This window comes from Furfurilactobacillus milii (assembly GCF_009864005.1).
Lineage (GTDB): Bacteria > Bacillota > Bacilli > Lactobacillales > Lactobacillaceae > Furfurilactobacillus > Furfurilactobacillus rossiae_B.
Genome location: NZ_WEZQ01000001.1, coordinates 55,279 through 71,190, shown reverse-complemented (window position 1 = coordinate 71,190; position 15,912 = coordinate 55,279). Strand labels below are relative to the sequence as shown.

The window sequence follows — 15,912 nt, the reverse complement described above, 5'->3', positions numbered from 1 at the left end:
CATTTTGTCCCTTAGATTAGTAAAGTGTGTCATAATGAATCAACTAACTAAGGATAAAAGGACGGATTTAAAATGAATCAGGAATGGCGTGAACAGGCTAATGCCGCCGTTCACGGGTTATTACTATGGGCAGCCATTATCAACATCTTTTCTGGTGTTGTCATTAGTTTGACAATGTTAACGGGTGGGGCATCGTTCTTCGTTTACACGGTGACCTTGATCCCAGCCATTGTAGGTGTGTGGGAGTTGTCCAAATTGAATCAGCTCACGGATCGATGGCTGGCCAATGGTAGCGCGTTTTATCAGCAAGGAATTATTAGTGTGATCTTTGCTTCTTGGGTAGCGGCTATCCTATTGTGGATTGCTGGTCATCGTTTGCAGGTTATTGCAGCTAATCATCGAAACTAAAATAGAGTTGAATCATCAGCTTTTATCTTGAACAATCAAGTTTGTAATTGTTTGAAATAAGCTCATGGTTCAACTCTTTTTCTATGCAATTTTTAAAATGCACATGAAACGTAATTATTTTGTAGCGAAATGGTTAATCACAGGTGTTTAGTCTGTATTTTTAGGCTAAATAGGGTATCATTTAGTTCGAACAAAAGTTTTCTAAATTTACATATTCCTGGAGGGAATGAAAATGAGAAAGTATTTTGCCGAGTTTATCGGAACTTTCATGCTTGTTTTCATCGGTACTGGTACAGTTACGGTTGCTAAAGGCGGCACTTTAGCCATTGGTTTAGCATTCGGATTGGCCATTACGATGATGGCTTATGCCGTTGGCGGTGTATCAGGAGGTAACTTCAACCCCGCTGTTTCTATCGCGATGTTGATTAACGGTCGTTTGTCAGCTAGTGACACCATTTTTTACATTATTTCGCAATTTTTAGGTGCTACAGTTGCTTCGGCCGTTTTGGACTTCTTTGAACACGCATTAAGCTTGCCAAAGAGCGTTGGTTTTGGTCAAACGGATTTTCCTAAGATCTCTGCTGGCGCAGCGTTCTGCTTCGAAACAATTATTACCTTCTTGTTCGTATTTGTGATCTTGATGGTCACTAGCGACAAGTTTGGTAACGCTACAATGGCACCAGTAGCAATTGGTTTGACCTTAGCCTTTTTGATCATTGTTGCCCTGAACTTGACTGGTGGTTCTTTGAACCCTGCTCGTAGCTTCGGGCCTGCCATCTTTGCTGGTGGTACTGCTTTATCTCACTACTGGGTTTACTTGATTGCCCCAGTATTGGGTGCTGCTATCGCGGCCTTTGTTGGTCGTTGGATGGGTAGCGAAGACTAGACTGATTTTTAAAGCTTTATATACGAACACCCTGGAAACTTGACCGTTTGGTCAGGCAACCAGGGTGTTTTTTGATGTCGAACGCTGTTTTTCATTCAATATTTGTACTGGTAATAAACATTACGACTCTAGAAAGTTAAACAATATAAAAATTATTAAATTCTTAGAAATCAATTTTTTTGTCAGAAAGAGCCTCTTTTGTTTTTTGCTTTAATGTTCCAATAGTGGCCTGTTACTTTGTGATAAGGGAGTTTTGAACCGTACCAATTTCAATAAAATTAACACTATTTAAAAACCCAACTAAATGTTTTAATAGCGCATCATTTTGCTATGTTTACAAATAAATTGCGCGATATATAATTAACAAAACGTGATATTTAATGATGTTAATTTTTCTGAAACAGGGTTTCTGAGGGGATTTATGAAAGATAGTGAGTTGGGTCGGTTCTCAACGACACGCAAAGAGCATTATAAGATGTATAAGGCAGGGAAGCGCTGGCTGTTTGCAGGCATAGTGCTACTTTTTTTTGGTACGGGAATGATTGGCACAGATCAGATGGTCTCGGCGGATCAAACTAGTGCTCAGTCACAGATAACTGAGACTTCAATCACTGCTTCTTCGGGTCTTGTCAACGACGGGGCTGCCCAAAATACGACTAAAAACAGTGCAATCAGCAGTGTTGTCAGTAGCATCTCAATGACTAGTGCTACTGCTGAATCCAATGTGACTCAAGCAGCTAATTCAGCGCAACTGACAGTTAGTCAACCGACTGATGCTAAAAATCCAGATTTAACCGGTGTTAATAGTCAAAGCAGCGTTGACAGTAGTTCAGAAAAAAGTCCTGACAGTAGCGCGTTAACTTCACGTGCGTATTTGGCTCAGCAAGATATTAATCAGGTGCCTACAAGTGCTCCGGCTGAAAAACAAGCGGCTGTTACTGGCAATGTTATTAATCCGGCCACGCTGGTTTCACGTGCGCCACAGGCAGATGCTGTTTTATCGGTTGCTACTAGCCAAAGCGTAGTAGATAGTCTTCAACAAGGTAAGACATCATTGGTGGCATCGTCACAATCTGCAGTAACTCCGGCCTCTGAAGCGAGTATCGTAACAGCTCAGTCCCGAGCAAAAACGACTGTTACACGTGAAACACCTTTACCATTAGACACTAATACCAATGTACCCACGTCAACTGTTCAACAAGCTGTATTACCGACAGGCAGCACGTTAACGATGATTAATGGCATGACAGTAATTAGTGTCCCAGATGAAACGACAACGGCTCAGCTGATAGAACTGAAGAAGTCGTTGGCGCTTGTTAATCAACCTATGATGATCACGCAAAAGGATGCCAGTGTTAGCCTGCCTACTTTAAGCAACAACATGGAAATTGGAACAGCTAACGGGAATGTTACTGGCACGAACGCATCAACGCAATTTACCGGTAATGGTACTAGTGTGCAGTTTGATAATGCTGGGACTGTTAAATTAACAGCCAATGCAAACGATCAAGTTGGGCACGCCAATTTAAATACGACTATTAATTTTCAGCACGATTTTACCTTATCTGGTGCACTGCAAGTCGGATACTCTGGTGGTGCCGACGGTGTTTCGCTTGTCTTTGTTCAAGCTCCTGAAAATCCCACGGAAACCTTTAATGGTATGAAGGGTGGCGGTCTTGGTATTGCCGGTCTTAAGAATGCTTTTGGGTTTGTGTTTGATCCTTGGGGGAACTCAGGTGACCCGTCCGACGGTGGAGAAGAAAACAATCAATTTGGCGATCCAACGACGCCTTATATGGGATGGCGGACAACAGATGCGGATGGGTTAATTAATAACTATACCCAAAGCGACTGGGAAACCGATGATAATATTGCTGCGTCCTCAACAACGTGGCAACACATGAGTTCACAGATTTTGAATGGCAGTTTTCATAATTTTACGATGAGTTACCATTACGATGCTACATCCGGAACCGGCACGTTGACCATGGATGTTCCAGACAATGGAACTAACCATGTTTTTACTAAAACTATTTCTATCGATACATCACAATCAACTGCGTACACATTGTCTTTTGCCGCTTCCACAGGTGGTGCCAAAAATCCACAGTCAGCGAAAATTACTAACTTAAGCTACACCAAAGGAACTGCAAAGGTTACGTTAGATGTTAAGACACCAAGCGGAGCATCTGCTCCCATTACTGTAACAGCTAATATCGGTGATACAATTCACGTTTATCCTGACAAGAAATCCGCTCAGGCTGCAATTGATATGGGAATGGACCCTGCTACAGTGGTTGTTTGGGACAATAGTGTTGGTTACGGATTAACATCTGCGTTTACGTACACGGTTACTAATAATCAAACACAGACAACTCCGGAAATTCAAACAGGTAACGTGGTTACAACCACGATTCACTATGTGGATGCTAATGGTAAGCAGATTAAGGCGGACAGGACTATTTCTGGAGTTGATGGCACTGCAATCGATCTATCTGCAGTCGAACCGACCTCAGAAGTTAAGGGAACCGATGGGCTGAACTATCTTTTAACCAAGTCGCCAGACTTGAAAGAAACGTTTGGCACAAATACCTCGCTAACTTATACGTTTACGGCAGATCCTACGCCGACTGTGACTGCTGCTGAGTCACAGGTTAATTCATATCAGGCGATGACCAGTGGCGCGCTTTCTAGTGCCAAATCTGCGTTGGTTGCTGCCAGTTACGCTGCGTCTGTCTCACCGAACGATAAAAATGTTATTAATCAATATTCAGCTACACAGTCTTATTACACAGCAATTTTGGGTCAGGGCAGTGCTGCGACAAGTGCACAGAGTGTTCTGGATTCAGTTAACGGCAAGGTAGCCGAGGTTATTACAACGGCTAACTCAGCTAATAGTTTGGCCACAAGTCTTGAACAAGTTTATTTAAAGGAGTTGGCGGACGCTTCTGCGGCAGTTGTTGCTGCCAACTCTGCCAATTCCTTATATGAATGGGAAAATTCAAGTTTTAAACAAGATTCAAATCTCTCCTATTATTCGGATATGGCAACTAACGATCAGAAAAAAGCTGATTCTGCAAATGCTGTAGCGGCGTCTGCCACAAAGCAATACAATTCAGCACTGGCAGTTGCATCTACGGCAATTGCAAATGCATCGTCTGTTGCTAATAGTGCAGCTGCGGCAGCTAACGAGCTGACGAGCGCAACTAGTTTGACTGCTTCTCAAACGACATCCACTGCTTCTCAAGCTAAAAGCACTGCGGCTACTGCGACCTCAATTGCCGCCTCCAACGTTGCCTCGACAGCGCAGAGTGTCGTGCACTCCGTTCAGTCAGCCGCGTTGTCTGCTGCAATGACAGCTATTCAGGCCAACATGACTGCTAGTCAGGCAATGTCATTAGCAGCTGCGGACCAGGCTAATGGTAATGTTCAAACTGGCGCCGGCACGACTTCGCAAAATGCGGATGCTGGGAATAAAGCGGCTCACTCTGCAAATAATGATGCCAATAAAGCATTACAATTTGCGTCATTGGCCGCCAGTGCGGCGGATGATAATGATGTCAGTGCGGCATACGATTACGCAATGAGTGCTTCTAGTTTAGCTGCTCAAGCGAACTCGGAAGCACAGGTAACGCACAGCGCCGCGGCTGTCGTCACTAGTTCGACAAAGACTGTAGCCAGTCAGGTTACCGTTGATAGTCAGGTTTCCTCACAACTGGCTAGTCAGGCACAAAGCATTGCGTCTACTGCTGTTAATAATGCCGTAACCGCCAGTGGTGCAGCTGTTCAGGCCGTGACTAATGCCAATGCGGCCTCAGCAACCGGGAAAACCGACCTTGCAAATAACAAGGTTGTCAGTGCAGCCAGTTTAGCTCAGTCAGCTGCTAGTGGTGCGGCATCTGCTGCTTCTGTGGCCAGTTACGAGGCCAAACAAGCGACGTCATTTGCCAGTCAATCGAGTAACTATGCTTCTGCTGCCAGTGACTTTGCTTCGCGGGCATCCCTGGCCGCGGCTTCGAATGATGCGAGTTTAGCCAGTGAATACGCTGCTTCGGCGACGAGTGCCCAAACCGCTGCTTTATCGGCTGCTATGGTGGCTACCAGTCTGTTCACGGTTGCTCAAAGTGCCAATGATTTCGTTCAGAGTGCTGTCAGTTCTGATAGTATTGCGGCGAGTTCGGCGGCGAAGGCCACCAGTGTGGATGCGGTACAAGCTAGTGCGGATATTGGTACGATTCAAGACTTTGTGACGAGCAACAACTCGTTGAGTGTCAGGGCCGCTAATAAGGCCGTACAGGACAAGCAAAATACTCACGTTCAGTCGCAGGCAGCAGCGGCTGCATCTGCCGCTGCCTCCACACAGTCTTTGCAGACCGTTGCGGCTGATCAAACGGCAATTGCTAATAATCTGTACAAATCCGCTCAGGCAGCCGCTGATCTAAACCAGGCAGACAATGCTAAGACATTATATGCATCGGCTTCAGCTGCGCAAAGTAAAGCCGACTCCGCGGCAAAAGCGGCGCGGGCTTTCTACACGGACTTCTTGGCTGAAGACAATGAGATTGATAATGAGGTTACTTCAGATAGCACCGCTGCTTCACAGGCCGCTTCCGCAACGAAGTCAACGGATGCTGATACGGTATCGATGATGGTTAACCGCTCTGATGTTGCTTCCCAAGCTGATAGCATTGCACAAAAAGCTGCCAGCGATGCAGCAACTGACAGCACAAATGCCGAAGTTCAAAAATCCGCTGTTGCTACCAGTCTGGCGGCTGCTTCTGCCGCCTCGATTGCAGCTAAGCTATCTAATGATCGAGCTACTGTTGACCAGCTGACAAGCACAGCCTCTAAGGCCGCGTTGAATAATGATGCAAGCGGTGCCTCCCAAGCTGCTTTGACAGCCGCCTCAATTGCCAGTCAGGATGCACAATTAACGACATCGTTAACGTCATTAAATACTGTTGTCAGCCAGACAGCGCCGATTATTGCCAACGCAGTCCATGTTGATAGTGTTACTGCTAGTGAACAAGGTTCCGATGCGGCAGCAGCAGCATCCACTGCTTCTGGTGAGGCAGTAACAGTCAGTCAGCAAAATAGCAATGTTAATAAAGCAATTTCAGAGGTAGCTAGTGCTGCGTCAGCGACGACGGCTGATAGTGCGTTACAAAGTTTGGTCAAACAAGGGCAACAGGTTGCTAGTAATGCGAATAGTATTGAAACGACAGTAAGTGGCTTGGCTAAGCAGGCCAGCACGTATAGTTCGATGGCCGCATCAGCTGCAGCGTTGAACGATGTCAATGAGGCTACCAAAGATGCCTCATTAGCAGCCAGTGCTGAGCATCAAATTCCTGGCTTACAAGATTCACTTCAAGGATTAATGAGTCAAGCAAATTCACTGGCCGTTGCGGCTAACCAAACGGCCATCGCCGACAGCACGGCTGCTGCCATTCAAAACTCAGCTGCTTCAACGGCTGCCAGCATTGCGAATAAGGCAACGGTTGCTGCCACTAGTGAAGGGACAAACGTTAATAGTATTCTGAGCGCTGCTAATTCTGTGGCAGCTACGGATCCTAAAAACGCAGAAGTTACCAATCTAATTAAGGGTGCTAACTCTCTGGCAAGCGCGATTGCGAGCGATAACCAACAAGCATCATCTGCTACCAGTGAAGCTAATTCTTACGCAGCGTTAGCAGATTCTGCCGCGACCAACAATGATGCGTCATTAGCTAGCCAGTATGCGGCCAAGGGTTCTGCTGCCGCTTCGACTGTTAGCTCTTTAGAGTATCAAGTTGATAGTTTGGCTTCTCAGGCAAACAATGTTTACAGTCAGATAACGACTGATATTGCTGGTGATGGTAGTGTTGCTAATTCAGCGGTTAGCGTCGCAAACAGTTTAGCTAGTCAGGCAACGAGTGATGTTGAACAAACCAACAGTGCCGCTTCTCAAATGACCAGTGCTGTTAGTGACGCGGGTCGATTAGTGAACACGGATAGCGCGAATACTGATTTGGATGGCATTCTGACGTCTGCCAATCAGCTTAACAATCAAGTCAGTGACCAGAAAGTCAGCCTATCGACGGCAACTAGTATCGCTGAAAGTGCGGCGAGTGCGGCGTCAAACGCGGCCTTGCTGAATGATCAATCAGCTGCAAAGTCGTTGGCGTCCGTGGCATCCACACAGGCCAGCACAGCGAACAGTATCGCTTCGACGGTTGCTAGTCTTCAATCAGGTGTTAACAGTGTTCACAGTCAAATTGCCAGCGAAGTTGCATTAGACAGTAACAACGCATCAACAGCGGCTAGTGCGGCTAGTGTCGCGGCTTCGACAACGACCAGTGTTGCCAGTCAAACAACGCAAACGGTATCAACGGTCAACTCGTTGGCAAGTAAAGCAGCGTCAATTGCTGCACGTGATCCGAAAAATAAAACGGTTCAAAGCGAAACCAGTGCAGTCAATTCATTAACCAGTGAAGCTTCAACCGCTGCATCTGCTGGAAGTGTTGCTGCCAGTAATGCTAGTGTGTTTGCTAGCCAAGCTGCGTCGGCTGCGGCTTTGAATGATGCCAGTGCAGCTAGCACGTTTGCCAGCCAGGCGGCTTCTGCTGAATCGTTAGCGGATTCTGACGATACGGTCGCTAATGGGCTTGCCTCACAGACTAAGTCCTTAACAAATGATGCGCAAAATACGTTGATTCACGATAGCATTGGTGCCATTCAGGCAGCGGATACGACCAGTAGTGCTGCTAACGTGGCTAGTATTGCAAGCTCACTGGTTGATAGTTTGGCCAGTGCAGCGAGTGCTAATGCCGCATCAGTTGCTAAAACGACGACCAGTGATGCCAGCAATACGCAATTGACGACGCTTTCCAAGAGCGCTGCCGATTTAGCTAACTCGATTAATGGGCTGGTTGATCAGGCCAAACAAGCCGCAGCAAGTGCTGCCACATTAGTGGACAAAGCCACTAGTGCAGCTAATGACAATGATTTCGCGACTGCCAGTCAACTCGCTAGCGAGGCAGATTCAGATCAAGATGTTGCTAATAGTTTGGAAACTAAGGCCGAGTCATTAACTAGTGATTTTAATTCAGTTGCAACGACTGTCGATCACACGGTTGCCAGTGATTTAGCTAGTCAGGCGGCCAGTGCGGCGTTGTCAGCCGATAGTGCCGCGCCAATTATTAAAGCGGCCTCCGCAACAACAGCGACTAATTTGAGTTCGTTGACCGGTGTTGCTAATCAAGATCCTCATAATGCAAGTATTCAAACGGCCGTTTCAGCAGCAACAAGTTTGCTAAATAAGTTTGCGACAACTGCTAGTGAGGCCAGCGCTGCTGCAGTATCAGCAACGGATTATGCAAAGAGTGCAACCAGTGTTGCCAGCTTTAATAAACCAATTTTAGCGAGTCAGGATCAGTCATTAGCTCTAAGTGCCGCCAAGGTTGCCAATGATTTGGCCTCGACAGCGGCAAGTGCACAGTCTGAAGTGACGAGTATTATGAACTCGGCCACATCAGCACTGGCTAGCGATAGCACAGCAGCAAAAGATGCTGCTATGTCTGCTGGCAACACAGCCACTAGTGCGGCAACTGGTGTAACGACCAGTAAAAATGTGGAGAGTCAAATAACCAGTACCGTTTCGAGCACCAACTCACTGGCTAAGACGGATTTAATGAATTCAGAAGTTCAAAGTTTGGATAGTAGTGCTACAAGTATCGACAGTGAAACGATTAGTCTGAACACCGTTGTGTCACAACAGGCATCGATCGCTGCTAGTGCGGCGAGTGTTGCGGCCTCAGCTGCGTTAACAAATGATCAATCAACGGCACAGTCTGCTGAAAAAGTGGCAACGTCAGCGGGAGCAGTGGCCTCCGCTGATGTGGCAAAGATCAATCAATTGAACGATTCGGCCACGTCAATTTATGCTCAGGTGCAAAAATTGGTCACAGACGACCACCAAGCTGCAAGTCAGGCTGCCGAAAAGGTAACGACAACGAGCACAACTGCTAGTGGCGCAAACAAGACAATTTCAGATCAGCGCGCTGTTATCAGTAGCTTAGTAAACGAACTGAAATCGCTGGCTGGTGCCGATACGAAGAACCAGGCAGTCTCAACTGCTGTTAGTCAGGCTGTAGTCGCGGCCAAATCAGCTGACAGTCAGGTTGCTTCGGCTACGTCAACGATCAGCAAATTGGCATCCGTGACCAGTGCAGCTCAGTCCACGGCTTCGTTAAACGATGTCAGTGGCGCTACGAGTGCACAGTCGGCCGCTACATCTTTAAATGATGATATGACGAGCGATCAATCTGCGATTAACTCATTAGAGTCGCTAGTTCATAGTTTGGCTGACGACGCGAACGACAAAGTGACTGCCGATCACACAGCTGCCTCTGAGCAGGTAACCTCGGCGACTATCCATGCCAACATTGCAACCAGTGAGGCGGCATCAACGAGTAGTCAAGTTGCGAGTGTTGCAGGTTATACATCAGCTGGTAAAAAGTTGGCTGCCACAGATTCAGCGAATAAGACAGTACAGAGTCTCAACCAAAGTTTGGCATCGTTAGATTCTGCTGCCAGTGCGACATTATCTGCGGCCAATTCTGCTGCCAATGTAGCGCGTTCGCTACAGTCATTAGCTAGCGCCGCCGCGGCATCTAATGATCCGGCATTAGCCACTAAACTGACTCAGTCAGCCAGTGCCGCAGCATCCACCGTTGCCAGTTTGGAAAGTACCGCTGATGCAGATAACACATCGGCTCAGTCATTAATGACGGCTCTTTCAGATGACGTCAAGGCAGATGCGAATGCGGTAAGCCAAATTGCTGATGGTGTTAACATTAAGGCGAGTGCGGCAACTAAACAGTCCAGTGATGTCAGCAAGCAGGCAGCCTCATTGGCTGGCAGTGCCGCAACATCGACAACAGCTGTTCAGTCGGGAGCAGATAAGGCAAACAGCAGTTACCAAAGTTTGATCAGTCAACAAGTAGCAACACAGTCGGGGCTAAACTCGGCAGACAGCGTAGCCGCCAGTTTGAACGACGTCGCGCAGCAGTTAGCTAGTCAAACCGCCTCTGCCGCGGCCCTAAACGATGTTAGTGCCGCAAATGTCCAAAGTTTGCTGAATTCTGAACAGAGCGTCGCTAACTCGTTAGCTAATCAAGTTAATGCCAATAGTCAACTGATTACACAGGCATTAAGTGCCGATAGCCATGCCGCTAGTTTACAAGCATCTGGTGCAAGTAATGCTGCGAGTGTCGCTAGCTCGGCGACAGCAACCGCTCAACATGTTGTAAACGGGACTAGTCTCGCTGCATCAACGGCTAATCAAGATGCCGATAAAGATACGGCCAACAAAGCAGTCAAGAGTTGGGCGAGCCAGGCAACTTCTGCGGCGAGCGCCGCTCAGTCAATTGCAAAGATTCTTAGCGCAACCGCAAGTACCGCTGCATCATTAGCCAGTCAAGCAGCGTCTGCAGCAGCTGACAACGATGTTTCTGCCGCCAGTCACTATGCCAGTGCGGCTGCATCAGCTAATGCCAACACGCAGACACTCACGGATCAAGCGCAAGGTTTGACCAGTCATGCTACTGATTTACAATTGTTGGTCAATAATACGGTTACGACAGACACATCCACGGCCGCCAGTTACGCCAGTGAGGCAACGAAGCAGGCATCCAGCGCTGCTTCCGCCAACCAGTCCACCGCTTCGCTAGCATCAGTGGTTGCTTCAACATCAACGGTTGCGACCAGCGCAGCCGGAACAGATAAACAAAATGCCAGTGTCCAGCAACTGGCTAGTGAAGTGGCGCAGAAAGTTAATGAGGCGACCAGCGCTGAAGCGGCCGCAAGTGACGCTGCCGCTTTAGCCAACGACTTTGCCAAATCTGCTGCCAGTGCTGCCAATATCAATGATGCATCGGCAGCTAGTGAATGGGCCAAGAAGGCACAAAGCGCTCAAGAAGCCGCTACTAAAGCGCAACAGTTGGCGACTTCTGATGAGGGTGCTGCCAGCCAGGCATTAGCTAGTTTGCAAACGGCAGTCAAAGCCGATTCAAGTAACGCTACGAGTGAGGCAAGTGTCGCCTCAGCAGCTAACAAAGCCGCCCAAAGCACTGCCAACAACACGACCAGTCACGTTAATTCAGCAAGTGCAATTGCAGCTCAGGCCGGTCAACAAGCTGTAAGTGACCCGACGAATGCAACCGTTCAAAGTTTGGACAAACTTTTACAACAGCAAGTCGCTACGGCTCAATCAGCCGGTAAAGTTGCCAGTGGTGCTGCCAACTTGGCGAGTGTATTAGCCAGCGAGGCGGCTAGTGCTGCGTTGTTGAATGATGCTAGTGCTGCCAGCCAATTTGCGAGTGCAGCTGCTAGTGCCGAACAGGTAGCAACATCTGCCGCCCAAGTGGTTCAGTCAGCTGAGGCAGTCGCCCAACAGATGGCGACAGCGATTCAACAGGCGGTTAATACAGACGCGCAAAATGCCAGCGTTGCGGCCAACGAAGCTGCCAATGCAGCAAGCCAAGCAGCTCAAACGGCTCACGCGGGCAGCTTGACACCAGCTGGTCAAAATCTGGCCAATGCTGCTCAATTAGCTAGGGATGAAGCCCAACGCGATGCCCAGTTAGCTGCTGAGGCAGCCGCGCATAATGATGTCGCATTAGCCCAACATTATGCACAACTAGCTCAAGTTGCATTAGAGCAAGCTCAACAGTTGCAGCATCAAGCGGATTTATTGTTACAAGCGAACAATGACCCCAACGGGAACGGTGTTTCGACCCCAATCATTGACCAACAGGCATCATCGGCTTCACAGACTGGGAAAAACAACGGTCTGACGATGGTTTCAACGCGCCCCGGTGCATTTGCCAAGCAGGCTGTTCAACAACATCGACTGATTCCATCTGCCGTGATTAAACCAATGCGGTTCAAAGATGTCGGGGTGAATTCAACGACTAACAACAAAAAACTACCTAAAATGGGTGAACAGGGTGACGCTAACCTCCGTTTAACAGGGGTGATTAGTCTTGCTTTACTTGGTTTAGTCACACTATTAGGACTTGGCGAGCGAAAACGGCATTAAAAAAGGTATTAAGCTCGTGAAAAGGTCGTTCATCAGGCTCAAGGTACGTTAAAATAGGACTTAGCAATTATGCTGAGCCCTATTTTTGTGAGCTTCTGGTATGATTAAAAAATAGGTGTGCAGATAAGTGAGGTAATGGGATGTATTACTTTATCAACGCAAGTTTTAACGAAAAAAAATCAGGAATTGAACACGCGGAAATGAAACGGCTGGGGATGTTTAAAGATCACGGCGAACCAGCAAAAATCGTCACGCGCTTCTTTTCACTGACGCTACACGACACGTTGGCTCATGCTGGATTGGCGGATAGCGACATGGTCAATCTGTTTGACTTCTTCGAGGGTACAGAAGACCTTAAAAAGACGTCTTTTACACTGGCCGATTTACACGTGAAACCAAATTTACAAGTGCTGGTTAATGATCAAGATGAGCACGGGTTTATGGTGCGTAATTCTGAACGAATTATTCAGCGAATTAAAATGCGCGCTCCTGAGTATAAGGAAGTTGAAACAGTTTGGACGTTTGATCGTTACGGCAAACTGGTAAAGAGTGAATACTGGGATTCTCGTGGTTTCAAGGCGCTAGAACAGTGGCATGACGCAGACGGCGTGGTTAATGCTGAGCAGGTCTTTAATCCTGATGGTAAAGTGGTTTACCAAACATTCCATATGAAAAATCAGGAAGGTAAGTACGATAACTCGCTGTATCGGATCATGAATTGGCACGGGACGAACTACTCATTTAATGGTGAGCAGGCGATGATGCGCTTCTTCCTTGATGAATTAAACAAACGTAACGGTGAAAATAACGTATTTGTTGTTGACCGGACGTTTGAATTGGCTTGGTCTGTGCTTAACATGCGGACACGGGCCTTTAAGATGATGCACCTTCACTCAAATCATTTGAATGATCCTGAAAAGATCATGACGGCGACTCTGAACTATAACTACGAGTATGCAATTAAGAATTTGGACCAGTGGCAAGGTGTGGCGGCACCAACGCCACAACAACGGACGGACTTTATTAATCGTTGGGGCGATCAAACACCAGTCTTCGAGTTGCCAGTTGGGATTGTGGACAACGATGTTCTAAATGCGCCTCACGTTAAATGGTCGGACCGGACGCCAGGACAAATCATCATGGTGGCTCGTCTTTCTCCCGAAAAGCAGCAAGATAAAGTAATCGAAGCCTATGAAAAGGTTCATGCTAAAGTGCCAGCAGCGCGCCTAGATTTCTGGGGATACGCAAACGGTAAGGAAGGCGAACGATTGAATAAGATCGTTGCTGATAAAAAGCTTGGCGATTTAGTTACTTTCCACGATTACACCTTGGATGTTGGTAAGGTTTACGATGGTGCACAAATTAACGTGCTGGCGTCACGAGCTGAAGGATTTTCATTGGCTCTATTGGAAGCACAGTCTCATGGTGTGCCAACAGTGTCGTATGACGCAAAGTATGGTCCTCAGGGAATCATTGAAAATGATCGCGATGGTTACTTGGTTGAATTGGATAACGTCGATGCTTTGGCGGATGCCATCACGAAGTTACTTAAAGACGACCGGCTAATGCAAAAGTTCAGTGAAAATGCCTACGAGGATGCTAAACGTTTCTCAGAAGATGCTGTGTGGGACAAATGGCGGCCAGTTTTAGACGATGTTAAGGCGTTTGCTGCAGCTGACTCAAGAACACAGGCGGACAAACAACAGGAGGCCAACAAATGATTTATTTCGTAAATGAATATCTGATGGCCTTGAATTCTGGGATTGAACATGCCGAAATCAAGCGGCTACAATTGTTTAAACATCAAGGCGCCTCTGCCAAGTTGGTGACGCGGAACTTTGATCAAATGTTGTATGCCAACAAGCAACGGTTTGGCATCGAAGATGATCAGATTGTTAATATGTATGACTATTTCCAGGGCATTGAAGATCTAAAGCCAGTTGGCAAGAACGAGCCAAAGATTGAATCGTTGAACTTAGCGGCTGATTATAATGTGGATCCTGGGGCTGATGTCAGTCACGTTTATGATGGCGATAAGTTAGTCATGAATGTTCATTTCGCGCCCGGCACCATTGGTCAGTTATACAGCGTTGATGCGTTTGACCGTACTGGCAAAAAGGTTCAAACAGAATTGTGGGACTTCCGTGGTTTTAAAACACGTGATCAGTTCTTTAGTGATGCAGGTGAACTTATCAGTCAGGTTACCTACGCACCAGATGGCAAACGGGTGATTGAGGAATACTTCAGTCACGACAAAGATGGGCACAACTTCCTGTCGTTACTCCAATTATTAGATTACAAAGGACAGGACCTGTTCTTTGATAGCTATGATGAGTTGTTCACTTTCTTCCTCGACGAATTAAACCGTCGCGATGGTGAAGGCTCGACGTTTGTTGCTGACCGTCCGGGTGCGGCTTACGATGCAATGTTAAGCATGACAACCAAGGTCGGCCGGTTTATTACACTGCCGACGACACATACTATTGATCCTAAAGATCAGGTCTACGCTAACTTGTCTGGTATCTACGCCAATCCGATCGTTAACCAAATTGATAAGCTCTCCGGTATTATTGTCGCAACTGATGAGCAAAAGGCTGATTTGACGCGGTGGATGGGCGGTGAGGCGCAAGTTAAGGCACCTATCAGCGTTGTGCCATTCAGTGTGGTCAATGATGAACAGGCACATGCTAAACGTGTTCGTTTGCCTCAACGGACAGCTCACAAAGTGATTGTCGTTGGGCGGTTAACTAAGGAACGTCATACGGAAGACGTCGTCAAAGCGTTTGTAACGGTGAAGAAGCACATCGCTGACGCAACCCTGGATATTTACGGTTATGGTGACCAAGAGAAGCCACTTACTGAACAAATCAAGAAGGCTGAGTTAACGGACAGTGTCACGTTGAAAGGTTATCATCCAGATTTGGACGAAGCTTACGATGGCGCACAGGTTTACGTTAACGCCACAGAAAGTGACAACGAACCATTGGCACTGGCAGAAGCTTTGGCGCATGGGGTTCCATCTGTCGTTTATAACGTGCATTATGGTCCGTCAGATATGATTGATGAGGGTAAGAACGGTTACCTTGTAGCGGATAACGATGTCGTCGGTTTAGCAAACGCCATCCAACGGGTCATGAAAGATGACCAAGTTTGGGAAGCGATGAGCCGTAACGCATACGACAGCATTACACCGCGTACGGAATCAATCGTGTTTGCCAAATGGAAGCGGGCATTGCACATTAAACACTAGTTGTTAGTAGTAGTGATGCGCTGGGTGTTATTATTATCAACATTTAGGATAGAGACGCTGGATGTCGCCTGCGGTTGGCAAAATTGACACGCTCGCCGTGGGACCGGTTCAAGCCGGAAGTGCGCCGTCTATCACCTCGCCGCCAAGCCTCGTGAAGACCGCGAGTCTTTGCGACTGTCCGTGTTGTAAATCCGAGAGCGCCATTCGGATTAACAACACCTTCACGGCTCGGTATCAATGTTGCCGCCCTTCAGCTGATATAAGCGGCAAGATTCATCTGAGATCACT

General features: G+C 47.3%; 5 protein-coding genes. All 5 read left to right on the top strand.

Annotated elements, in window-relative coordinates; genetic code table 11:
- Positions 1 to 72 precede the first annotated feature (72 nt).
- Entirely contained in the window at positions 73 to 408 is a 336-nt protein-coding gene (locus GB993_RS00340) for a hypothetical protein (RefSeq protein WP_017261136.1), read from the top strand.
- A 232-nt stretch (positions 409 to 640) separates the two neighbouring features.
- Positions 641 to 1,294 (top strand): MIP/aquaporin family protein, encoded by a 654-nt coding sequence (locus GB993_RS00335; protein WP_017261135.1) that lies wholly within the window; start codon positions 641 to 643, stop codon positions 1,292 to 1,294.
- Positions 1,295 to 1,715: 421 nt separating this feature from the next.
- Positions 1,716 to 12,374 carry a KxYKxGKxW signal peptide domain-containing protein gene (locus GB993_RS00330; protein ID WP_161002814.1) on the top strand — a complete coding sequence of 3,553 codons (10,659 nt, stop codon included), beginning with the start codon at positions 1,716 to 1,718 and terminating at the stop codon, positions 12,372 to 12,374.
- A 140-nt stretch (positions 12,375 to 12,514) separates the two neighbouring features.
- On the top strand, positions 12,515 to 14,095 hold the full coding sequence (locus GB993_RS00325) for a glycosyltransferase (protein ID WP_161002612.1): 1,581 nt from the start codon (positions 12,515 to 12,517) through the stop codon (positions 14,093 to 14,095).
- The gene (locus tag GB993_RS00320) at positions 14,092 to 15,624 is read left to right on the top strand and encodes a glycosyltransferase (RefSeq protein ID WP_161002611.1); all 1,533 of its coding nucleotides are present in this window, start codon (positions 14,092 to 14,094) and stop codon (positions 15,622 to 15,624) included. Before GB993_RS00325 ends, GB993_RS00320 begins: the two co-directional genes overlap by 4 nt.
- Positions 15,625 to 15,912 lie beyond the last annotated feature (288 nt).